The following is a 21,622-nucleotide window of genomic DNA, read 5'->3' as shown; positions in this document are numbered from 1 at the left end:
CGATCCTGAGAAACGGTCAACGGCGCTTGCGGCTCTGGCCGTTGCCAGGAAGAAAACCCGGGACGCACTCGACCGGTCCAACGAGTTGTGGCGGCCGACGCTTCCGCTGGGGACGGAGGAGCAGTACCGGGAGCCGGCCTTCCGGCAGGCGCGCGAGAAGTACCACGAGGCCTGCAGCCATTCGCTCCCCGAGTGTCCGTGAGCGGTGCGGCGAGGACGGCGCGGGTGGACAGGGAGCTCGTGCGGTCCGTGCCGGTCATGCTGCCTCGGCCTCCAGTCGGCTCGGAGCGTTGCGCGGCGGGCGGAGTATTCCGGCTGCGCACGCAGCCACGACGCAGAACCCAAGGGGTAGCAGGAAGGTCAGGTTGAGCGGGACGAAGTGCGTCAGCGGTCCGATGACGGCGGGGCCGGCCAGCATGCCGAGATAGCCCAGACCGGCGACACGCGAGACATTCGTCCCGGCGGCGCTCGGGTCGGCGTGGCCTGCGGCGCTGAAGAGCTGGGGGATGCAGCCGGACAGCCCGGCCCCGAACACGGTCCAGCCGACCAGGGCCAGTGGGATCCAGGTGGAGAACGTGGCCGTCGTCAGCCCGACCGCGGCCAGGGCCGCCCCGTAGCGGAGGATGGCGACGGGCCCGAAGCGCATGGCCACTCGGTCGGTCAGCAGCCGGCCGATGGTCATGGCGGTCGAGAACGCGCCGTAGGCGAGAGCGGCGGTGGCGGCGCTGGCGTTCAGGATGTCCCGCAGATGCAGAGTGCTCCAGTCATTGGCCACTCCTTCGCAGAGCATGAGCATCAGCGCGAGCGCGGCCAGCGCCCAGATGCGGCGGGATGTCCGGTGCACGGGTTGTGTCACATCGGCGGGAGCCTCCCCGGCAGGGGAGGGGGTGTGTTCGGCCGGCAGGAGCCCGCGGGCGGCGAGCGCGGCGACCGCGAGGCCGAGGACGGCCACCGAGCCGAGGGTCACCGCCGGGCTCCAGCCCCAGCTGAGCGTGCGCGCGCCCACCAGCGCGGCAAGGACGCCGCCGATGGAGAACGTGGCGTGGAAGGCGGACATGACGGGGCGTCGGTAGCCCCGCTCGACCTGAATGGCGTGGGCGTTCATGCTGACGTCCAGACAGCCGTTGCCGAGTCCGAGCAGTGCGAGTGCGGCTCCCAGCGTCCACGCGTTCGTGGCCAGGCCGGGAAGGACCACGGCCGTGCTGCACAGAGCCGCGCCCAGTGGTACGACGATGCGGGCGCCCCACCGATCGGTGAGCGGGCCCGTGATCCGCATCCCCGCGAAGGCTCCCGCGCCGAGGAGCAGCAGCAGCCAGCCGAGCACGGCATGACTGATGCCCACGTGGCGCTCGACAGCCGGGATGTGGACGACCCACATCCCCAGGACGAAGCCGTTCAGGGCGAAGTAGGCAGTCGTGACCAGACGGCCGGTCCGCAGCGATCTCTCCATGTCGATGAACATATCTAACATCATTGGTGTTCGAAAGGTTGCATTGTGAACACCAATGGTGTTCTATCGCGGATGTGGCGAGTGCAGATCGACTGAGACGGATCACCGAGGCGGTGCGCGACGCGGGCAGTGCCGGCGTCGCGGAACTGGCCGCCCTGACCGGCGCGTCGGAGATGACCATCCGCCGTGACCTGGAGACCCTGGCCGAGCAGGGGATTCTGGAGCGATACCGCGGAGGAGCGAGGAGCCTGCTGCTGCGCGGCGACGAACCCCCCTTCGGGCTGCGGGCAACGGAGGGGCTGGAGGCCAAGCGACGCATTGCCTCCGAGGTTGCCGGGCTGATCGCCGACGGGGAGTCCGTCGTCCTCGACAGCGGCACCACCTGCCTGGAAGTGGCCCGCGCGCTGGAGCACCGCCGCCTGACGGTCATGCCGCTGTCCCTGCACGCGGTGAACGCACTCACCGGAGCGCCGGATGTCACGTTGCTGGTGCCCGGTGGCCGCCCCCGGGCGGGCGAGCTCGCGCTCACCGGACCGCTCACCGAGGCATCGCTGGCGGCCCTGCGTTTCGACACCGCGGTCATCGGCTGCTGCGGACTGAACGCGGCGAACGGCCTGACCGCGTACGACTTGGACGACGCCGCCGTCAAGCGGACCGCGATCGCATCGGCCCGCCGGGTCATCGCGGTCACGGACGGCGCGAAGCTCTCCCGTACCGCCCTCGCTTTCGTCGCGCCCGCCTCCGCACTGCACGCCGTTGTCACCGACGAGGCCGCGCCCGAGGCAGAGGTCGACGCACTCGCTGCGGCGGGCGTGCACGTGCGACAGGTATGACCTGCGCGTCAGCTGAACAGCACGCGCACGTCACTCCGTCTCACGCTCCGGGGCGACTCAGCCGTAACGGTCGAAGAGCGCCTTGAGGTGCTCCTCCGCCCGCCGGTGAGCAGGGCCTGGGCGGGGGCCGGATTCGAGGCCATGCCGCGGCTGCGCCTGAGAGCCTGTCGGGCGGCCTCTGATCGGGCGGCCACGGCGTGGCCCGCACGCTTCCGGCGTTGCCGAAATGGCCTGGCAGCTCCTTCCCCGGGCTCTCAGCTTCGTTCGAGCAGGGGAGACCCCATCCGAGGACCTTCCGGTGCCTTTGGAATCGGACGCACCACGCCGCGTCCGCTCTCCGATCGAAGGTCACCCGACAGGCTCTGAGGCCGCCCGACTCGTGACCCCGGTCGGCTGCCGCTGTGACACGCGTACGGTTCGCGCCCCCGCGACGGCGGAATGATGAAAGAGTTCTCGGTGCAGTGGGACGCGCCGATGTCCGCGTGACCGAATGTCCGTATTCCGTATGTCGACGATGGGACAGATTCCATGCCTCTCAAGGGTGAGTACGAGCCGAGCCCCGCACAGTGGGTCCGCGATCAGGTTGAGCTGTTCGAGAGCTCGGGCGGCACGGAGGGGACCACGATGCGTGGTCTGCCGGTCATCATCCTGACCACGCGCGGAGCCAGCAGCGGTAAGATCCGCAAGACACCACTGATGCGGGTCGAGCACGACGGAACGTACGCCGTGGTCGCCTCGCTGGGCGGCGCTCCCCGGCACCCCGTTTGGTACCACAACGTCACGGCGGACCCCCGGGTGGAACTTCAGGACGGCCCGGTCCGGCAGGACATGAACGCCCGTGAGGTCACCGGTGAAGAGAAGGCCATGTGGTGGGAGCGCGCGGTCCAGGCGTTTCCCGACTATGCGGACTACCAGCTGAAGACCGACCGGCAGATTCCCGTCTTCGTTCTGGAGCCTGCGGCCCAGAGCCACTGACCACGGCCAGGAGGAGGCATCATCCGGGGTGTCCGGCCGCCGGGACCAAGGGGACACTCGCGGACGGGGCACCGCTCTGGTTGGCCGTGCTGTACACACACCCACCTGCAGTGATTGCGTACGGTCACTCTCCGGGGTGCGGCAGTGAGGGGGCACTGATTGGCTGCGATGTGTCCCCACCCCCTGCCGTCCCCAGGAGTGATGATGAGCGTTGCAGGCGAGTCCGCCAGTCGTGCGCGGCAGATGCAGGACAAGGTCCGTGAGCTGAACGAGCGTGCCGAGCAGACAAGCGCACCCAAGGAACGCCGCAGGCTGCACGACGAGGTCCGGCGTCGGCTTGAGCCCATACAGCAGGGCGGACGCGCAGCCGAGGACAGGCCCGGACGCCGTGCCGGCAGCCGGAGGGACGAGTCCCCGCCCCGGTGACGCACCGTGCCGTTCCGGCTTCTGGCTTCAGCGGTGTTCGGGGTTCTCGAAGTCGAAGCGGCAGCCCGCGTCCCACTCGGATCGCTGGTTGCCATGCGCCGGAATCCCGCCCGCCCGCTTCAGCATGGCCGCCAGGTGCATCAGGTTCCACGTCATGAAGGTGGTGTTGCGATTGGTGAACTCGTTGTCGGGCCCGCCGGATCCAGGATCGAGATACGACGGTCCTGGGCCCGCCTCCCCGATCCAGCCCGCGTCGGCCTGCGGCGGGATGGTGTAGCCGAGGTGCTGGAGGCTGTAGAGCACATTCATCGCGCAGTGCTTCACGCCGTCTTCGTTGCCGGTGATCAGGCAGCCGCCGACCCTGCCGTAGTAGGCGTACTGACCCTTCTCGTTGAGCAGGCTGGAACAGGCGTAGAGCCGCTCGATCACCTTCTTCATGACCGACGAGTTGTCTCCCAGCCAGATGGGGCCGGCCAGCACGAGGATGTCGGCCGCCATCACCTGGTCGTACAGCGCGGGCCACTCGTCGCTGGCCCAGCCGTGTTCCGTCATGTCCGGCCATACACCGGTCGCGATGTCGTGGTCGACAGCCCGTACGACGTCGACGCTTACGCCCTGCGCCTCCATCACGGCCCGGCTCTTGTCGATCAGCCCTTGAGTGTTGCTGACTTCGGGTGAGCGTTTGAGCGTGCAGTTGACGACGAGGGCGCGCAGGTCGTCGTAGTGAGCGGGCGGTGAGTCGGCAGCGGGCGACTGGGTGGTCACAGGTCCTCCTGGCTTCCGCCGCCGTGCCGTCACGGCGGTGCAACACCGACCATCGTGCTGGCAGGGATCTGGATACGACTGTTATGGCACGGTCGAGCACCGGTGATCACTCCGACAGCCGAACACCCGGCAGGACGACCCTTGACGGACGTGCCCTTCACCCGGCCGGGGGTCGGTGCGTGGTCCGCCCTCCGCCATGTGCATACGTTCGGGCCATGGACACCCACCGCACCCCCGGTCCGCAGAGCTCCGAGACGGTGACCGAGAACGTCGCGAACCTGATGGTCGGCTGTCTCGAGGCCGAGGGCGTGGAGTACATCTTCGGGATCCCGGGCGAAGAGAATATCCGCTTCGTCGATGCCCTGGAGGGCTCGCACATCCGCTACGTCCTGGTTCGCCACGAGCAGGGCGCCTCGTTCATGGCCGAGATCTACGGACGCCTGACCGGGCGGGCCGGGGTCTGCTCGGCCACGCTGGGGCCCGGTGCGATCAATCTCCTGCTGGGCGCCGCGGACGCGACGACCAACAGCACACCGCTGGTGGCCCTCGCCGCACAAGGCTCGCTGAGCCGGGTACACAAGGAGTCCCATCAGGTCATCGATCTGGTGTCGATGTTCGCGCCGGTCACCCAGTGGTCCGCGAGCGTGCACAGCCCTGTCGCGGTGCCCGAGATGCTCCGGAAGGCGTTCAAGACCGCGCAGAGCGAGCGTCCGGGTGCGGTCTTCGTAGCGGTCCCCGAGGACATCGAAGCCTCACGGATCACCGAGCCGCTCAGCCCCCTGCAGGTCGACACGGTCCACGCCGACGCCCCGTCGCCCTCCCAGATCGCCCGGGCCGCGGAGGTTCTCGCGACGGCGCGCCGACCGGTCGTGCTGGCCGGCCACGGCGCCGCGAGAGGCAAGGCATCCAAGGCTCTCATGCGTTTTGCAGAGCGGCTGAACGTGCCTGTGGCGACCACCTTCCACGGGAAGGGCGTCTTCCCCGACGACCACCCGAACGCACTCGGGGCGGTCGGCTTTATGCGCCACGACTATTCCAACTTCGGCTTCGACACCGCGGACGTCCTCATGTGCGTCGGCTACGAAGTCCAGGAGTTCGACCCGGTGAAGATCAATCCGGACGGTGACAAGCGCATCGTTCACCTGCACCGGTTTCCTGCCGAGGTAGATGCGCACTACCCGGTCACGGTCGGCGTCGAGGGCGACCTTTCGCAGGCACTGGACGCGCTGGCGGCTGCGCTGCCGGACAGCCTCGACTACGAGGCGGGGCCCGGTGCGCACATCCGGGCCCTGCTCAACGAGGAACTGGAGTACGGACGAGGCAGCCACGCATGCCCGCTCGTGCCGCAACGCGTGGTCGCCGACGTGCGAGCGGCACTCGGTCGCGACGACATCGTGCTCGCCGACACCGGCGCCGGAAAGATGTGGATGGCCCGCCTGTATCCGGCGTACGAGCCGGACACCTGCCTGGTCTCCAACGGGCTGTCCACCATGGGCTTCGCGCTGCCCGGTGCCATCGCCGCGAAACTCGCACGTCCGGAGCGGCGTGTGCTGGCTGTGATGGGCGACGGCTCTTTCCTGATGAACTCCCAGGAACTGGAGACTGCCGTTCGTGAACACATCCCGCTGGTTGTCCTGGTACTGGTCGACGAGGAGTACGGCCTGATCACGTGGAAGATGGAGCTCGAACTCGCACGCCACAGCCACACCCGCTTCACCAATCCGGACTTCGTCGCCTACGCCGAGAGCTTCGGCGCCGACGGCTACCGCATCGAGGCGGCCGATCAGCTACTGCCGGTGCTGCAGCGCGCGCTGGACGGTGACGGGGTGTCGGTGATCGCCTGCCCCGTCGACTACTCCGAGAACCTGCGGCTCACAGAGCGGCTCGGCGCGCTCCACGGCCCGTTCTGACTCCACGTGTCCACTGGCGACGACGCCGCTCAGCGGGTCAGGCGCAGGTAAAGCCGAGGGCGTACGCACGTGCCCGGCGCTGCGGCCGACGTGTCCTTCTCGGAGGGCTTTTGGATCAGTCGCTGTCGAGGCCGTCGACCAGGCGGTTGAGGAACCGGGTGAACGTGGCTTCCGGGGTCAGCGGGCGTCCGGGTGCGGCGAGGGCCTCGGCGAGCTCCGGATGGTGGCCGTCCGCGGCGACAGCGGTGAGGTAGCGGGCCTCGGCTGCGGCCCGGTCGGGTGATCCCGAGGCTGCGGCTTGCGCGATCTCGTGGGCGACGTGCCCGGCTACGAATCCGGTGAGTTGGGCGAAGACCTCCAGCTTCGCTGCGCCGTCCAGCCCGGTGGGCCGCAGGGCTGCAAGGGCGCGTTCCAGGAAGGCCAGGGTGTTGGGGCCGGGTGTCCGGCGGGCCGACAGGGCGGTGGGCAGCCAGGGATGCCGGAGCATGTGAGCGCGCTGGAGGTGGGCGATGGCTTTGAGGTCGGTGCGCCAGTCGCCGGTAGGGTCGTCCGCCGTCGGTAGTTCACCGCTGACGTGGTCGACCATCAGTTCCAGCAGCGTCTCCTTGTCGGGGGCGTAGCTGTAGAGCGACATGGCGCCGGCTCCGACCTGTGACGCGACCCGTCGCATGGTCACCGCGTCGAGCCCTTCCGCGTCTGCGAGGGCGACGGCTGCCGCAGTGATCGCCTCGCGGCTGAAGGTGGGCCTGCGCCCCCTGCGGGGCCGGGTGGGGCCGAGCCAGATTTCTTGGGGGTCGACGCTCGTGGCGCCGGACCCGTCGTCAGGGGTACGGATCTCCGTTTTCCTTTCCTCGCCGCTGCCTCTCGTGTGGAAGCCATCCAAGCATCTACTATTCTCGTACGTAGTACGGAAATTGTGGAGGGCAACGATGACATCACACACGCACGACGCCGTGCCGAGGCCGGCCTGGACGCCGCCCTCCGGGAAGCCGCCGCTGTCCGCACGGATGATGAGAGCGACCTGGCGCAATCTCCCGGCCAAGCGACACGAAGCCGGGTGGGAGCCGGGGCTGGTGGTTCCGGCCGCGGACGGCAGTCCGTTGCGTACGGACCACTACTTTCCGCGCGCGGAGGGGGACTTCCCCACTCTTGTCGTGCGCTCGCCGTATGGCAGGGGCGTGCCGTGGTCACCCATGTACGGCATGCTCTTCGCCGAACAGGGCTTCCACGTGGTCCTGCAAAGCTGCCGCGGCACCGGCGGCTCGGGTGGCCGGTTCGATCTGTGGCGCAACGAGGCCGACGACGGCCAGGCCACGGTGACCTGGCTTCGAAAGCAGTCCTGGTTCAACGGACTACTGGGCACAATCGGCCCCAGTTACCTGGGATACGTCCAGTGGGCGCTCGCCCTGGACCCGCCACCGGAGCTGAAGGCGATGGTGGTGCAGGTGGGTCTGCACGATCCCTACGCCCTGTTTCACACCGACGGTGCACTCCGCCTGGAGAACGCCCTCGCTGTCGGTGTCGGCATGACCTACCAGCATCGGGGGATCGGCCCCTTCGTGAGGGCGACGCTGCGCCTGCAGCGCCGACTGCGCGCCATCACCACCGCGCAGCCGCTGCGCGGGGCCCATGTGTCCGCGCTGGGGGTTGAAGTGCCCTGGCTGGACGAGGTGATGACGCACCCGGACGCCAACGACCCGTACTGGCTGGCCGCGTCGCCGGGAGAAGCGGCGGAGCGGCTGACCGTGCCCACCGGCCTGATCACCGGATGGTACGACGCGCTGGCCGACCAGTCCTTCGAGCAGTACGGCCGACTGCGTCGGGCCGGGTGCGAGACCGCCCTGCTCGTCGGCCCCTGGACACACACCTCCGCACTTCAACAGGGCTGGCCCGAGGTGTTCGCCGAGAGCCTCGCCTGGCTGCGCGCGCACCTGTGCGCCGACCCCTCCGGCCTGCGCCCCACCGGAGTGCGCGTGCACGTCGGCGGTGCAAGCGAGTGGCGGGACCTCGACGACTGGCCGCTGTCCCCGGCCGCGACGTCATGGTTCCCCGCCCCGGACGGGTATCTCACCCAGCAGGCACCCACGGACAACACACCGCTGACGTCCATCCGCTACGACCCGGCCGACCCCACCCCGTCCATCGGCGGCCCTCTGCTCTCCCGTGCCGCCGGCCCCCGCGACAACAGCATCCTGGAAGCCCGAGAGGACGTCCTGACGTTCACCGGCCCCCCGCTGGCCGAGCCTGTGGACGTCCTCGGCCCGGTCTTCGCGCGGCTGAGCATCTCCACGGACACCGGATACGCCGACGTCTTCACCCGACTGTGCGACGTGGACGCACAAGGCCGTTCCATCAATGTTTGTGACGGGCTGGCTCAGCTGCGGACGGTTGAGCAGGCGCCCTCGGTGGTCACCGTACCGATGAGCTCGACCGCCCACCGCTTCGCCGCCGGCCACCGTATCCGCTGGCAGATCAGCGGAGGCGCCCATCCGCGCTACGCCCGCAATCCCGGCACCGGGGAGTCGTCGGTCGACGCCACCGACTTCACACCCGTACGCCTCACGCTCCACGCGGACTCAGCACTGATGCTTCCCGGGAGCACCGGGGCCGCGCAGCCCTTCGAAGGTGAACAGCCCGACGCATAGACAGCGGGGCGCCACCCGGAAAAGGGATACAGCCCAGGCGTACGACGCGCTCGTTCACCACCTGGTGGCCCTACGGCGGGTTCTGCCTCGGTTTGCCCGAAGGAGGCGAACTCGGCGCAATGCGCATCCCACGACACGTACCTCACCGGACTCGGGCCACCGTCCGTGCACAAGATGCCGCCTGTTGCCGGGCTGTGCCAACGTGGAGGGAGCAGCGGCGCAGCCCCGTCGTGCCCGGGCCGGAAATGAGGTGCCGATGGACCCGGTCGATGCCCTGCGACGGATTGCCTTCCTGCTGGAACGCGACCAGGCCGCCACATACCGCGTCCAGGCGTTCCGTAAGGCCGCCGGCACGGTGGGGGCGATGACGGGCCACGAGATCGCGGAACGAGCGGCGTCGGCGTCGCTGGAGTCGGTCAGGGGCATCGGGCCGAAGACGGCACAGGTGGTACGTGAAGCGCTGGCCGGAGAAGTCCCGGGCTATCTCCAACGGCTGGAGGACGCCGCCGCGGCTCCCCTCGCGGAAGGGGGTGAAACGCTGCTCTCCCTGCTGCGTGGCGACTGCCATCTGCACTCCGACTGGTCGGACGGCGGAAGCCCGATCGAGGAGATGGGACGGACGGCGATCGAACTGGGGCACGAATGGGCGGTCCTCACCGACCACTCGCCCCGGTTGACTGTGGCGAACGGACTGTCGCCCGAACGGCTGCGCCGCCAATTGGAGGTCGTGGCCGCACTCAACGAGCAGTGGGCACCGTTCCGGCTGCTCACCGGCATCGAGTGCGACATCCTTCCGGACGGCTCCCTCGACCAGGAGGATCGACTGCTGGAACAGCTCGACGTGGTGGTCGTGTCCGTGCACTCCAAGCTGCGGATGGACGCACGGGCCATGACACGCCGGCTGGTCGCGGCCGTTCGCCATCCGCAGGCGGATGTGCTGGGGCACTGCACGGGCCGTCTGATCACCGGCCGGGGACGCCCGGAGTCGGATTTCGACGCGGACGAGGTCTTCGCCGCGTGTGCCGAGGCCGGCACCGCGGTGGAGATCAACAGCCGTCCGGAGCGGCTCGATCCGCCACGGCGTCTGCTGCGGCGGGCCATTGACGCAGGTGTGCTGTTCGCGATCGATACCGACGCGCACGCGCCCGGACAGCTCGACTGGCAGATCTTCGGCTGTGCCCGCGCAGAGGAGTGCGGTGTGTCCGCCGAACGGGTCGTCACGTCGTGGCCGGTGGACGAACTGCTGGCCTGGTCATGACGCCGAGCCCGTTCGGTCCGTGGCGAGGGCGAAGACATGGAGGACCGGTGACTTCGCGCCCATGTAGCGGGGCCTCGTGGGCAGAGCGACGGATGCCAGCCGCCTGTGCGGATCGACGCCCACGGCGACGGAGTAGAGGTTCGCGGCACGGGTGCTCTGCGCACGCCCGTTGCCGTTGACGCTGTCGCCGTGGGCCGCGACCACCGCCTTCCGCGGAACGGTGCTGCTCGCCCAGTCGGGGACGATGGCCCGCGATCTGTCCGCGGAGCTGGAACAAGGAGTGGGGTGCGAGAGTACCCGCTGCGCTCCAGGTGGCAGGGATCGTCGCCGCGCACCCCGGCCGGGGGAGCACCTCATGCGCGGGTGCCACCTGCTTGAGCAATCGCTCAACTCCCTGTTACCGTCGGCGACAACGGGTTGAGCGGTCGCTCAAATGCTGCGGAGCAGGGGGCTGGAGCGTATGGGGCTGTACGTCGAGACGTGCATTCGCGCAGACCTTGAAGACCTTTGGGAACAGACCCAGAATCCTGTGCAGCACCAGCGGTGGGATCTCCGTTTCACCGAGATCGCCTGTCTGCCGGGCGGGCCCAGCGATGCCCAACGGTTCCGCTACGCGACCCGGGTGCTCCCCTTCGTGACCGTCACGGGCACTGGCATCAGTGCGGGCGAGCGCCTTCGGGCAGGCGGCGAGCGGGTCTCGGCGCTGCGGTTCGCATCGGCCCATCCACTCTCCCTGCTGGCCGAGGGCAGCGGCTACTGGCGCTATGTCCCGACACCGCACGGCATCCGTTTCCTGACCGGCTACGACTACCGGACGCGGTGGGGCCGCCTGGGGACCGGCGTGGACCGGCTGGTCTTCCGGCCGCTGATGGGCTGGGCCACCGCCTGGTCCTTCGACCGGCTGCGGCTCTGGTGCGAACGCGGCATCAGTCCTGCCCGCTCGCTCTGGCACGCGCTCGCCGAGCTCGGCGTACGGCTGCTGGCGGTCCTCTCTCTCCTGCCTTTCGGACCTGCCGCCGCGCTGGTTGCCGTCATGGCCTCGCTCCTGCTGCCGCCCCTGCCCATCACACCCGCGGCGCGTCGCTGTCTGCGCAGACCTCCGGCCCGGACCGCCACTCCCGCCCTCCTCGCCCGTCTGGAACATCCATGACTTCGATCTTCCGCCTCGCCATGGGCCAGGACTTCGACCGGCTGCATCCCCAGTTGCGACGGCGCTTCTCGGTCGGCCTGGAGAGCGGGGAGGCATGCATCGGCCGCGGTGTCATGGACCGGATCTGGCATGGCCTGCCCTTCGTGAAGCCGTTCCTTGCCCTCGGCGGCAGGCGCAATGTCCTCGTTCCCCGGACCGGCCGTCACATCCCCTTCACGATAGAGAACGTGCCATACACCGACTCCTTCGGCCGCGAGACCGTCACCTTCGTACGCACGTTCGCGCTGCCCGGCGGAACGCGCCGGTTCGACGCCACTATGATCCACAGCCCCGAACGGTCCTGTGTCCTGGACTATCTCGGCACCCACCAGCATCTCGCCAGCGATCTCTGGCTGAGCGCCGAGCCCGACGGTTCTCTTCTGATCCGATCCGGCGAACACCGTTTCCGAGAGGGGCCGTTCGACCTCCGGGTCCCAGAAGTCCTCGGAGGCGACGCCGAGGTGCGCGAATCCTTCGACGAGATGACCGGCCGGTTCCGTATTCGGGTGGCGGTGACCAACAGGCGCTTCGGTCCATTGTTCGGATACGAGGGAACGTTCCGAGCCCATTATGTTGACGCCCGTCGGCACGGCGTCCGCGCGGGCCTGCGCCCTGTACGGGAAGAGGCGCGAGCGTGACCGGGGCGACCGATGGCCAGGACACCCGGACGAAACTCATGGAAGGTGCCCTGAACACACTCTCCGAGCACGGTATCGCCAAGACCTCTGCCCGCTCCGTCGCGGCAGCCGCTGGGGTCAACCAGGCTCTGGTCTTCTACCACTTCGGCTCCGTCGACGAACTCCTGGCAGCAGCCTGCCGCTACGGGGCGGAACAGCGCGTGGTCCGCTATCGCGACCGCCTGGCTTCCGTCAGCACGCTCGCCGAACTCCTACAGTGCGGGCGCGAGTTGCATGCCGAGGAGCGGGCGGGTGGCCACGTCGCCTTCCTCGCTCAGCTCCTGGCCGGCGCCCAGACCCAACCGCGCCTCGCTCCGGCAACCGCGGCCGGACTGAAGCTGTGGACCGACGAGATCGAGAAGGTTCTGACCCGGGTCCTCGGATCCACCGCGCTCGCCGACTTCACCGATCCCGCCGGTCTGGCCCGGGCGGTGGCGGCGTCGTTCGTCGGTCTGGAACTGTACGAAGGGGTCGACCATGACGGCGCCGAACAGGCACTCGATGCACTGGAGCAGCTCGCCACCCTGGTCAACGTCCTCGAAGAACTCGGGCCTGTGGCTCAACGGACCGTGCGGCACACGATTCGACACACCATGCGGCGCACCAGCACCTCGCGAGCCGTGACGGACGAGCAGGGGCGGCAGGGCGCGCCGACTCCGGCGGGTCTCTCCAGGAGGAAGGTGCGGCGCTCGAAGTAGACGAGCGGGCGGGTGCCCTGAGGGGCAGGTCGGGGTGTTGCAGGAGGAAGCGCAGGTTCGCGGCTGGGACGCCGCCGCAACCACGAAGCAGTTCACGCACCCACTGCACACACCGTGGCTGGAGGGCGTCAGCCGACATGCCACGGTCCTCGGCTATGGCTGCGGATACGGCCGGACCTTGGACGCTCTCGCCGAGCAGGGTTTCGTCAACCAATCGACCGGGGCGGTCTGGTACTTCCCCGGCACCGGGGTCGAATGGTGGATGCTTCGCCTGTCGAGCCGCACTCCGACCGCTACGGCTCACCGCGTCCTCTCGCCACCGGCAGATCCGTCGACCCGACTGACGTAGCAGTTCGGGCTGCCGCTTCTCGTCCGTACGCCCGGTCAGCCCCCTGGTGTCACACCTTCGATATGCCCAATATGACAGCTAATAGGGGCATCAGTACGTTTCATCACAGGTCGGCTGCACGGCCGGCGTCTCTGAGACAGGAAGAAGTGACATGATCACGCGCAACTTCGCTGTGACCGCCGCCGTCGTAGGCGCATCGGTCCTTGCCGTCACCGGCATTACCTATGCCTCGGCCAACGGATCCACCCAGGCCGCCCCGCCCGTCCAGAAGGCCGCCCCGTCCGAATCGCCCGTCCCGAAGGCCGCCCCGTCCGTCCAGAAGGCTGCCCCGTCCGTCCCGAAGCCGGTGCCGTCCGTCCCGAAGAACGATCCTGCCGGGACGCTCCCCGATGGGGGCAGTGGATACGGGAACGGGGACGGCGGTCGTGACAACGGGGGCCGTAATGATGGGGGCCGCGACTATGGGGGTCGCGATGACGGGGGTAGCGACTACGGGGGCCGCGACGATGAGGGCGGCGATGGCGGGGGTCGGGGCTACGGGGGTCGCGACCACGGCTACGACCGTGGGGAAGAAGGAAGAATCCAATTCAACGATCGGACGTACTCCGCCGCCTCTGAGGGCTGCATCACCGCGGCCAGCGGACTGGGCTCAAGCAGCTTCAGCATCAGCAACGACAGCTGGAAGACCGTTCAGGTCTACCGCGGGTCCACCTGCGACAACGGCGCTCCGGTCGCCACCGTCGGTCCCCACGGCGCCACCCACGGCGTCGTGACCCCCACGGTCGAAGGGGGCTTGTTCGCCAACGATGCCGTCGTGGGCAGCTTCCTGGTGATGGGTGACCGCTACGACAGCTGGTGACACCGCAACCCGCATCACGTGGAACCCGCGGTCCGTCGGAATCGGTCCGGGGTTTCCGGGAGGTCGGCCAGGGCCAGCAGAGGCGTCGCGTCGGACAAGGACGTCGCCGCCAGGTCCCGACCGGCAGCCGGTGCGCCGTCAACTCCGACGCCAGGAACCCCCGGGGCAGAGCTGGGCAGGTCGATGGCAGAGGGGTGGACAGGCACTCGAGGCTCCTGGTGGAAGACGTTGCTCGGCAACTCATCCACCGGGAGCTTCGTCACATCCCCATGGAAACAGCGTAGAAGCGGGGCGTCCGGATCGATCGGACCGTGCCCCTCGGCGCGCCGGGTCCTGTTGTGGCGTGCGAGTCGGGTTGCCGCGGTCCGGTGCCGGCTGCCCCCGCACCCGCAGCGGTGAGCTGTGCCTATGCGGTGTTCGTGGCGCTGGCCGACTGGTCGTCGGGATCGGTGATACGCGGAGCGAGCGCTCTCAACGGGCGCCCGACGCCTCAACCGCCGCTTTGATCCGCTGCCCGAACGCAGGGGCGTCCTTGCGCGCGGCACCGGCGGCGAAGCCGACGAGGAGCTTGCCGATGCCGTGGCCCTCCAGGACGTTGAAGATCCGCACCCGGGTCCCTCCGTCGGCCGTGGCCTCGAGGTCGTAGCCGCCGGTGGCAGCGGTGACGAGGTTCTTCGAGCGTTCCGCCCAGCGGATGCGTGTGGGGGCTACGAGTTCGGTGATCCCGACCTCCCGCTGAGTCTTCATGCCGGCGTCCTTGACCGTGCTCCGGAAGACCGTCCCCACCGCTGTCGGCCCGGCCGGCGACTTGTCGATCCGCTGCACTCGCGGGCTGAACTCCGGATCGTGCTCGCCGTCGGCGAGATAAGCGAAGACTTCGGCAATCGGTCGGTCGATCTCGACTGTCGCCTCGAACTGAGTGCCCATGGCCTCTCCTCGTCCCCCTGATGAGTGGTGCCCCGGCTGCGGAGTGCGGCAGCTGAACGCAGGCCCGCGAAGGCGCGGGATGGCGATCATAAGTCCGGCGGAGGCGGGCGGCAGGTTGAATGGCGGAAGGCAATGGACCCGCCCGGTCACCCGATGGAAGCGGCGGCGGCCGCACCGGGCACGCCTCCGTCCCGGCGGTTGGTGATCGCGGACGACCAGGTCGGCGCCCGCGGTTGTACCGTCCGGATAGACCTTGCTGACCTGCTCGAACCGGGTCATGACAGTGCTGAGAAGCCCCCCGGGCGCGTCGCACACGGGCCGGGACTGACGAAGTCACGGGCGTGTGCTGAACTGTCGGCGATACGTCTGATTCAGGAGCGCGTTTTGACCAGTTACCGGCAGCCCGGCGTCGTTCTCACCGACCGCCGTTTCACCGTCCCGCTCGATCACGCCGATCCGGGCGGCGAGCAGATCGAGATCTTCGGCCGGGAGGCCGTCGCGAGCGGCAGGGTCGACGACGAGCTGCCGTGGCTGGTGTACCTGGAGGGCGGCCCCGGCTTCGGTGCCCGTCGTTTCGTCGGTACGGAGGCCTGGCTGGGGCGGGCGGTGAAGGAGTTCCGGGTGCTGCTGCTCGACCAGCGCGGCACCGGGCTGTCCACACCGGCCAACCGGCAGACTCTTCCGCTGCGCGGCGGCCCCCGTGAGCAGGCCGACTATCTCGCCCATTTCCGGTCCGACAACATCGTGCGCGACTGCGAGCTGATCCGGCCGCAGCTGACCGGCGGCGCCCCGTGGACCGTGCTCGGCCAGTCGTTCGGCGGCTTCTGTGCGGTTCGCTATCTGTCGGTTGCTCCCGAAGGGCTCCAGGCCGTCCTGATCACTGGCGGACTGCCCTCGCTCGACGCTCACGCCGACGACGTGTACCGAGCCGCGTACCCGCGGATCGAGCGGAAGGTCGCTGCCCACTACGCCCGCTACCCGCAGGACGTCGAGCGCGCCCGCGAGATTGCCGCGTATCTCCTGGAGCACCGCCCGGAGAGCGCCGGACACCGCCTGACGCCCGAGGGATTCCAGTCCCTCGGCATCATGCTGGGCGGCGAAAGCGGCAGCCATCAGCTGCACTACCTGTTGGAGAACGCCTTTGTCCGTACACCGCTGGGCACCGAGCTCTCCGACACGTTCCAGGAGGCCGTGCGTACCGCCAACTCGTTTGCGGGCCATCCGCTGTACGCCCTGATGCACGAGGCGATCTACGGCCAGGGCAAGGAGCCCACCGGCTGGTCCGCCGAGCGGGTCCGCGCCGAATTCCCGCAGTTCGACGCCGCCACCGCCCTGGCCGGCGACGCGCCCGTGCTCTTCACCGGCGAGAGCATCCACCCCTGGCACTTCGATGTGGACCCGGCCCTGCGTCCGCTGCGTGAGACCGCCGAACTGCTCGCCTCCCGTACCGACTGGCCCGAGCTGTACGACACCGAGCGGCTCGCTGCCAATGACGTACCGGTGGCCGCGGCCGTCTATCACGACGACATGTACGTCGACACCGAGCACGCGCTGCGCACCGCCGCGGCGATTCGCGGACTGCGTACCTGGGTGACGAACGAGTTCGAGCACGACGGGCTGCGCGCCGGGGGACCGCGGGTGCTGGACCGGCTGCTCGCCCTTGTCCGGGACGAGCTCTGACCTGCTTGTTCACGGCAGGAGCCGGTCACGAGGGTAGCGTGGCCGACTCCTGCCGTGCGGGTCCGGCCGGACCGCTTCAGCCCTGCAGGGCGTCCAGCGTGGCGTCGAAGTCCGCAGCCGAGCGTGGGGCCCGGTTGTGCGGCAGCTTCGACAGGACGGCGGCCGTTCCGCAGGTGTTGGTGACCGCGGAGAAGACCAGACCGGAGCCGACGCCGGCCGAAAGCCAGCGCGCGGCCGGCAAGCGCCGGCTCGCGAGCGGACCGGCCACCACGAGCGAACCGGCGGCGAACCGGACCTGACGCTCCGTCGGCCAGGTTGCCCGGGCACCGACGGGACGGTCCAGGTCGTGGCCCTCGCCCTCCCATGCGGAGGTGCCGCCGGACAGCGTGACGGCGTCGATGTCCGCCGCGGCGGGAATGTCGCAGGCCCGGGTGGAACGCGCGCCGGAGGCGCACACCACGAGCAGGGAGCCGCGGGCCGCTGCCGCCTTCAGGGCGGGCAGCGGCTCATCGAGACGGTCCACGGGATGTTCAGCGCCCCGGGCACGTGCCCGGAGGCGTACTCGCCAGGCGCCCGCACGTCGACGACGGTGAACTCCGCGATCCAGGCTGCGGCCTGGGCGGGGGAGAGGGAGGCGGGGCTGGTGACGAGGGATGTTTCCTTTCGTCTCCGGGCGTACCCCGGAGAGGTAGGATACCCCTTGGGGTATTCGGAGGAGGATGTGTGGAAATAGACATGGCGGCCGACGAACTGAAGTCGGTACTCAACCGCCTTCGCCGCGCTCAGGGCCAGCTTGCCGCGATCATCAGGATGATCGAGGAGGGCCGGGACTGCGAGGACGTCATCACGCAGATGGCAGCCGTTTCGCGCGCGCTCGACCGGGCCGGTTTCGCGATCATCGCGACGGGCCTCCAGCACTGCATGGCCGACGACGGCGCAGAACCGGCCGACCGGGACCAGATGCGCGCCCGGCTGGAGAAGCTTTTTCTCTCGCTGGCCTGAGCCCGGATCCGGGGTCGGTGCCGTGGCTCAGGCTGCGGCATCGACCAGCATGAAGAGGGCCACGGCGAGCAGCGCAGCGCCGAAGATCCGCTGGAGTGCGGCTGTGGACACCTTGGTGGCCAGTCGCTTACCGTCCCACGCGCCGAGGACCGCCGCCGCCGTGAAGGGGGCGATCACCGCCCAGTCCAGCGAGGTGGGCGTGGTGAGGCGGGTGGCCAGAGCGGCCGTGGAGTTCACGGTGATAACGAGCAGGCTGGTGCCGACCGCCGCCGTCATGGGCACGGCGAGGACGGTGACCAGCGCGGGCACGGCGAGAAATCCTCCGCCGACCCCGAGGAACCCGGTCACGGCGCCGAGACCGGCCCCGGCGCCGACGGCCCGCCCGGCGCCCGTACGGTCGGCGGGGCCCGGGGCGTTCGGCGCGGGCGAAGCCGCCTCGTGCCGCGCGGGCGCCCGCGGCCGGATCATCCGCATGGCCGCCACCACCGCGAGCACCGCGAACGCCGCTGTCAGTACACCCGCCGGAATCCGGACCGACAGCGCCCCGGCCACCGCCGCCGGCACGATGCCGGCCACCGCGAAGAGGCCGCCGGTCCGCCAGCGGACGTGACCGTCCCTGGCGTGCGCGACCAGCCCGGTCAGGGAGGTCGCGATGACGATGAGCAGGGCTGCGGTGGTGGCCGCGGCAGGGGTGAACCCGAGCAGATAGATCAGCGCGGGAACGGCGAGGACGCTGCCGCCGCCGCCCAGCCCGCCCAGTGCCAGACCGACCACGGCACCGGCGGTCAGGGCCAGGATGAGGGTGCTCATGCGACGGTGCCCGCAGCTCCGTGACGGTCCCGGACAGGCAGCCCCTCGGCCGCCCAGGCGGTCATGCCGCCGGTGACATCGACGGCTTCGGTACCGCGTCCGGTGAGGATGCGGGCGGCCTGCCGGGACCGGCGGCCGGAACGGCAGATGACCACCACGGGGCGGCCCGCCGCCGAAGCGGGCAGCGACTGCCCGGCAGCCAGCCGGGAGAGCGGCAGATGGACGGCGCCCGGGGCGTGTCCGGCCTTCCACTCGGAGGTCTCGCGTACGTCGAGCAGAACCGCCGCACCATCGGCGGTCCGGCGGAGGGCCTCGGCCGGGGTGACACGGCCGGGGCCGCGCCCGAAGAAGGACATCAGGGAAGACATGGGAAAGTGCTCCAGAGGTACGGGCCGGGAGTTCGACGGTCAGGCGGTGGCCGGCGCGGTGCCGCTCGTCCCGTCGGGGGCACCGGCTGCCGGATCCGCGAGCGTCAGGCCGACCGCCTCAGCCGCGCCGAGACCGTCGTCGACTGCCACGACCTCGCGCCCGGCGGCGTCCAGCAGCGACGCCGCGATGGCTGCCCGCATCCCGCCTGCGCAGTGCACCCACACCACTCCGCCCGGCACCTCGGCCAGCCGCTTGGGCAGCTCGTGCACCGGAATGTGCACCGACCCGGCCAGCGCACCGGAGCGGCGCTCGGCGTCCCTGCGGACATCGAGAACCACCGGCTGTTCGCCGCGCTCGCGTGCCGCGGCCAGCCCCGCGAAGTCCGACCTGCGGAATGAGTGCAGCTCTTCCGCCGCGCGGACCCAGGACCGCGGGTCACCGGTCGCCGCGGCCACCGGGCGGCCGATGCCGACCCGGGTCAGCTCGCGCTGGGCGTGCGCGACGTCGGCGGCGCTGCTCGCCAGCAGGGTGACGGGCCTGCCCCACGGGATCAGCCAGGCGAGATACGTGGCGAGCTGCCCCTCACCTTCGAAGTTGAACGAACCGGCGACATGCCCCTCGGCGAACGCCACCCGGCTGCGCAGATCCACCACCCACTCACCCGCGGCCAGCCGTCGCGCGATCTGCTCGGCGTCGGCCGGGGCGGGCGGGGTCAGATCGACCGGATCGGGACCCGCGGCGTTGGCCGGGCCCATGTGTGCGTAGTAGGCGGGGACGTCGTCCAGTCCGGCGAGCAGTTCGGCGACGAACGTGTCCACATCCTTGACGAGCGCGTCGTTACGGGCCCGCTCGGCGCCGATCGTCGTGGTGTTCCCGTCGGCCTGTGCGGAGGAACAGAAGCTGCCGAAGCCATGGGTCGGCAGTACGGGAACGGAGTCGTCGAGCTCGTCGGCGAGCCGGTGCGCGGAGGCGTGCTGGGCCCGGGCCAGCGTCGCGGTCAGCCGGGGCTCCACCAGGTCGGGCCGGCCCACGCCGCCGATCAGCAGCGAACCGCCGGTGAAGGCGGCCACCGCGCGGCCGTCCTCCTCCAGTACGTACGAGGTGTGGTGCGGGGTGTGCCCGGGGGTGGCCATCGCGCGCACCGTCAGCCCCTCGTCGATCGGGGCGGTGTCCCCGTCGGCGACCGGAACCCGGTCGAAGGAGACCAGCGCGGCGGCGGGCACCAGGTACTGGGCCCCGGTGACACGCGCCAGCTCCAGGCCGCCCGTCACGTAGTCGTTGTGCAGATGTGTCTCCACGACCAGGGCGATCCGCACGCCACGCCGTGCTGCCGCGGCGATGACCCGGTCGATGTCGCGAGGCGGGTCCACCACCAGCGCGGAGTGCCGGCCGCCCGCCAGGTAGCTGCGGTTGCCGAGGCCGGCGGTCTCCAGGGTGTCGACGAAGAACACGGCATGACTCCTTCGGTGCATTTTACCCCGGGGGGTATCTCTCAGCAAGGTTAGCACTAATACCCAGGGGGGTATTTCTGGATTTCCCTGTGACGTACGGGTCGGCAGACGGCTGTCGCCCGCCCTGCCCCGCCCGGCTCTGCGGCGCGAGGTCGCCGACGCGTTCGCCACTCGCAGGCCCTCCTGTCGTGGCGGGTGGCGACCGGGCGGTAGACCGTGAGCCGGCTGATCGTCCGCTCGGCAGCGTTGCCGCGTGTGCGCGGGCACCCGTGCACGGACGTCGGCACGGGGGCCCTCGGGAGACACCACGCCGGCGGTTCCGGGACGGGCGGGGCCTCCGAGACGCGTCCGGAGGCACGCGCCGCGTTCTTGCGAACCGGGAAGCCCGGAACCGTGCGCCGTGCTGGTTCTCCCGGGTGGTCCTGGGAGCGGGATCGCCCGGGGCGGGTAGTCAACAGATCTGTGCCACCCGTTCCTTCCCATTCTCAGGCCTCGACGGAGCAGCCGTGAAATTCGGAGTCTCGACCTTCATCACCGACCAGGGCATCAGCCCGACCTCGTTCGGAACAGCCCTCGAGGAACGTGCTTTCGACTCGTTGTTCATCGCCGAGCACTCCCATATTCCGGCCGACCGTGAGACGCCCTACCCGGGCGGTGGTGAGCTGCCGGAGATGTATTACCGCACCCTTGACCCCTTCGTGGCCCTGACCGCGATCGGCGTGGTGACCGAGCGGCTGTTGCTGGGCACCGGCATCGCGCTGATCCCGCAGCGCGACCCGATCATCACCGCGAAGGAAGTCGCTTCGCTCGATCTGATCTCCGGCGGCCGGGTGATCTTCGGCATCGGTGTCGGCTGGAACCGTGAGGAGATGAGGAACCACGGCACGGACCCCTCGACCCGTGGCCGGCTCACCGACGAGCGGCTGCGCGCCATGCGAGAGCTGTGGACCGCGGAGAAGGCCGAGTTCCACGGCGAGTTCGTGAACTTCGATCCGGTCTTCGCGTGGCCCAAACCCGTGCAGCGCCCCCATCCGCCGATCTACGTCGGTGGCGGCGAGGGCGCGTTCCCGAGGGTGGCACAGCTCGGAGACGCGTGGCTGGCCCTCGGTGTGTCGCCGCAGGAGCTCGGTCCGCAGATCGAGCGGCTGCGCGCACGTGCCGGACGAGAGGTGCCCGTGACGGTGTACGCGGCTCCCGACGACCCCGAGCAGATCGAGGGCTACGGCCGTCTGGGCGTCGAACGGCTGCTGTTCTATGTGCCGACGATGCCCGAACGGGAGACGCTGGAGTACCTCGACAGGCTGGTCGAAGTGGCTGCCCGGTACCGCTGAGACGCCGGAAACCACTGC

At 69.8% G+C, this 21,622-nt stretch carries 22 protein-coding genes and 1 pseudogene; 14 read left to right on the top strand and 9 right to left on the bottom strand.

The window, feature by feature from the left end; all coding sequences use genetic code 11:
* Positions 1–256: 256 nt before the first annotated feature.
* A complete protein-coding gene (locus tag ACIBB8_RS21415) occupies positions 257–1,450 on the bottom strand; it encodes an MFS transporter (protein WP_398954375.1) in 1,194 nt (397 codons plus the stop codon).
* A 74-nt stretch (positions 1,451–1,524) separates the two neighbouring features.
* On the opposite strand from ACIBB8_RS21415, the gene ACIBB8_RS21410 reads away from it, so the two are divergent.
* The 3 genes from ACIBB8_RS21410 to ACIBB8_RS21400 all read left to right on the top strand — a co-directional run bounded on the left by ACIBB8_RS21410 (position 1,525) and on the right by ACIBB8_RS21400 (position 3,684).
* Positions 1,525–2,283, top strand: a complete 759-nt coding sequence (locus tag ACIBB8_RS21410; RefSeq protein ID WP_398954334.1) for a DeoR/GlpR family DNA-binding transcription regulator — start codon at positions 1,525–1,527, stop codon at positions 2,281–2,283.
* 528 nt (positions 2,284–2,811) lie between these two features.
* Entirely contained in the window at positions 2,812–3,258 is a 447-nt protein-coding gene (locus ACIBB8_RS21405) for a nitroreductase family deazaflavin-dependent oxidoreductase (RefSeq protein WP_398954332.1), read from the top strand.
* Positions 3,259–3,462: 204 nt separating this feature from the next.
* Complete coding sequence (locus tag ACIBB8_RS21400; protein ID WP_398954330.1) at positions 3,463–3,684, top strand: DUF6381 family protein; 222 nt, start codon at positions 3,463–3,465, stop codon at positions 3,682–3,684.
* A 27-nt stretch (positions 3,685–3,711) separates the two neighbouring features.
* Here ACIBB8_RS21400 and ACIBB8_RS21395 read toward each other — a convergent pair whose 3' ends face one another.
* The gene (locus tag ACIBB8_RS21395; protein WP_398954328.1) at positions 3,712–4,449 is read right to left on the bottom strand and encodes a flavodoxin family protein; all 738 of its coding nucleotides are present in this window, start codon (positions 4,447–4,449) and stop codon (positions 3,712–3,714) included.
* Positions 4,450–4,664: 215 nt separating this feature from the next.
* Between ACIBB8_RS21395 and ACIBB8_RS21390 the strand changes: the two genes are divergently transcribed.
* Positions 4,665–6,359, top strand: coding sequence for an acetolactate synthase large subunit (locus tag ACIBB8_RS21390; RefSeq protein WP_398954327.1), 1,695 nt, complete (start codon positions 4,665–4,667; stop codon positions 6,357–6,359).
* Between the two features lie 115 nt (positions 6,360–6,474).
* Here ACIBB8_RS21390 and ACIBB8_RS21385 read toward each other — a convergent pair whose 3' ends face one another.
* Positions 6,475–7,194, bottom strand: coding sequence for a TetR/AcrR family transcriptional regulator C-terminal domain-containing protein (locus ACIBB8_RS21385; protein WP_398954373.1), 720 nt, complete (start codon positions 7,192–7,194; stop codon positions 6,475–6,477).
* Positions 7,195–7,288: 94 nt separating this feature from the next.
* Here ACIBB8_RS21385 and ACIBB8_RS21380 point away from each other — a divergent pair, with 94 nt between their 5' ends.
* Together ACIBB8_RS21380 and ACIBB8_RS21375 are read left to right on the top strand one after the other, a co-directional pair.
* A complete protein-coding gene (locus tag ACIBB8_RS21380; protein WP_398954325.1) occupies positions 7,289–9,004 on the top strand; it encodes a CocE/NonD family hydrolase in 1,716 nt (571 codons plus the stop codon).
* A 256-nt stretch (positions 9,005–9,260) separates the two neighbouring features.
* Complete coding sequence (locus ACIBB8_RS21375; protein WP_398954323.1) at positions 9,261–10,262, top strand: PHP domain-containing protein; 1,002 nt, start codon at positions 9,261–9,263, stop codon at positions 10,260–10,262.
* Here the strand turns inward: ACIBB8_RS21375 and ACIBB8_RS21370 are convergent.
* A complete protein-coding gene (locus ACIBB8_RS21370) occupies positions 10,257–10,466 on the bottom strand; it encodes a hypothetical protein (RefSeq protein ID WP_398954321.1) in 210 nt (69 codons plus the stop codon). The two genes, ACIBB8_RS21375 and ACIBB8_RS21370, sit on opposite strands and share 6 nt — an antisense overlap.
* Positions 10,467–10,722: 256 nt before the next feature.
* Between ACIBB8_RS21370 and ACIBB8_RS21365 the strand changes: the two genes are divergently transcribed.
* From ACIBB8_RS21365 to ACIBB8_RS21345, 5 genes are all read left to right on the top strand, one after another.
* The gene (locus tag ACIBB8_RS21365) at positions 10,723–11,412 is read left to right on the top strand and encodes a hypothetical protein (protein ID WP_398954319.1); all 690 of its coding nucleotides are present in this window, start codon (positions 10,723–10,725) and stop codon (positions 11,410–11,412) included.
* Positions 11,409–12,089 carry a DUF4166 domain-containing protein gene (locus ACIBB8_RS21360; RefSeq protein ID WP_398954317.1) on the top strand — a complete coding sequence of 227 codons (681 nt, stop codon included), beginning with the start codon at positions 11,409–11,411 and terminating at the stop codon, positions 12,087–12,089. The genes ACIBB8_RS21365 and ACIBB8_RS21360 overlap by 4 nt, the downstream gene beginning before the upstream one ends.
* 38 nt (positions 12,090–12,127) lie before the next feature.
* Positions 12,128–12,826 (top strand): TetR/AcrR family transcriptional regulator, encoded by a 699-nt coding sequence (locus ACIBB8_RS21355; protein ID WP_398954370.1) that lies wholly within the window; start codon positions 12,128–12,130, stop codon positions 12,824–12,826.
* A 34-nt stretch (positions 12,827–12,860) separates the two neighbouring features.
* Positions 12,861–13,175 carry a hypothetical protein gene (locus ACIBB8_RS21350; RefSeq protein ID WP_398954315.1) on the top strand — a complete coding sequence of 105 codons (315 nt, stop codon included), beginning with the start codon at positions 12,861–12,863 and terminating at the stop codon, positions 13,173–13,175.
* A gap of 151 nt (positions 13,176–13,326) precedes the next feature.
* Entirely contained in the window at positions 13,327–14,034 is a 708-nt protein-coding gene (locus tag ACIBB8_RS21345) for a hypothetical protein (protein ID WP_398954314.1), read from the top strand.
* Positions 14,035–14,505: 471 nt separating this feature from the next.
* Here the strand turns inward: ACIBB8_RS21345 and ACIBB8_RS21340 are convergent, their stop codons facing one another.
* Entirely contained in the window at positions 14,506–14,961 is a 456-nt protein-coding gene (locus ACIBB8_RS21340; protein ID WP_398954312.1) for an SRPBCC family protein, read from the bottom strand.
* Positions 14,962–15,345: 384 nt separating this feature from the next.
* On the opposite strand from ACIBB8_RS21340, the gene ACIBB8_RS21335 reads away from it, so the two are divergent.
* Positions 15,346–16,641, top strand: coding sequence for an alpha/beta fold hydrolase (locus tag ACIBB8_RS21335; RefSeq protein ID WP_398954310.1), 1,296 nt, complete (start codon positions 15,346–15,348; stop codon positions 16,639–16,641).
* Positions 16,642–16,717: 76 nt separating this feature from the next.
* Here ACIBB8_RS21335 and ACIBB8_RS21330 read toward each other — a convergent pair.
* Positions 16,718–17,244 (bottom strand): annotated as a pseudogene (locus ACIBB8_RS21330) (rhodanese-like domain-containing protein).
* Between the two features lie 120 nt (positions 17,245–17,364).
* Between ACIBB8_RS21330 and ACIBB8_RS21325 the strand changes: the two are divergent.
* Positions 17,365–17,643 (top strand): metal-sensitive transcriptional regulator, encoded by a 279-nt coding sequence (locus tag ACIBB8_RS21325; protein WP_266978054.1) that lies wholly within the window; start codon positions 17,365–17,367, stop codon positions 17,641–17,643.
* A 27-nt stretch (positions 17,644–17,670) separates the two neighbouring features.
* Here ACIBB8_RS21325 and ACIBB8_RS21320 read toward each other — a convergent pair whose 3' ends face one another.
* The 3 genes from ACIBB8_RS21320 to ACIBB8_RS21310 are packed head-to-tail and all read right to left on the bottom strand — an operon-like array spanning position 17,671 to position 20,273.
* Positions 17,671–18,453: a sulfite exporter TauE/SafE family protein gene (locus tag ACIBB8_RS21320; RefSeq protein ID WP_398954308.1), complete on the bottom strand. Its 783-nt coding sequence runs from the start codon at positions 18,451–18,453 to the stop codon at positions 17,671–17,673.
* Positions 18,450–18,809, bottom strand: coding sequence for a rhodanese-like domain-containing protein (locus ACIBB8_RS21315; RefSeq protein ID WP_398954368.1), 360 nt, complete (start codon positions 18,807–18,809; stop codon positions 18,450–18,452). The genes ACIBB8_RS21320 and ACIBB8_RS21315 overlap by 4 nt, the downstream gene beginning before the upstream one ends.
* A gap of 51 nt (positions 18,810–18,860) precedes the next feature.
* Positions 18,861–20,273, bottom strand: coding sequence for a rhodanese-like domain-containing protein (locus tag ACIBB8_RS21310; RefSeq protein WP_398954306.1), 1,413 nt, complete (start codon positions 20,271–20,273; stop codon positions 18,861–18,863).
* A gap of 506 nt (positions 20,274–20,779) precedes the next feature.
* Between ACIBB8_RS21310 and ACIBB8_RS21305 the strand changes: the two genes are divergently transcribed.
* Positions 20,780–21,604 carry an LLM class F420-dependent oxidoreductase gene (locus ACIBB8_RS21305; protein ID WP_398954303.1) on the top strand — a complete coding sequence of 275 codons (825 nt, stop codon included), beginning with the start codon at positions 20,780–20,782 and terminating at the stop codon, positions 21,602–21,604.
* The last annotated feature ends 18 nt before the right edge of the window (positions 21,605–21,622 follow it).

The sequence above is a fragment of the Streptomyces sp. NPDC051286 genome (assembly GCF_044455345.1).
Taxonomy (GTDB): Bacteria; Actinomycetota; Actinomycetes; order Streptomycetales; family Streptomycetaceae; genus Streptomyces.
Note: the sequence above shows the minus strand (reverse complement) of the source record. Positions and strands in the feature narration are given on the sequence as shown.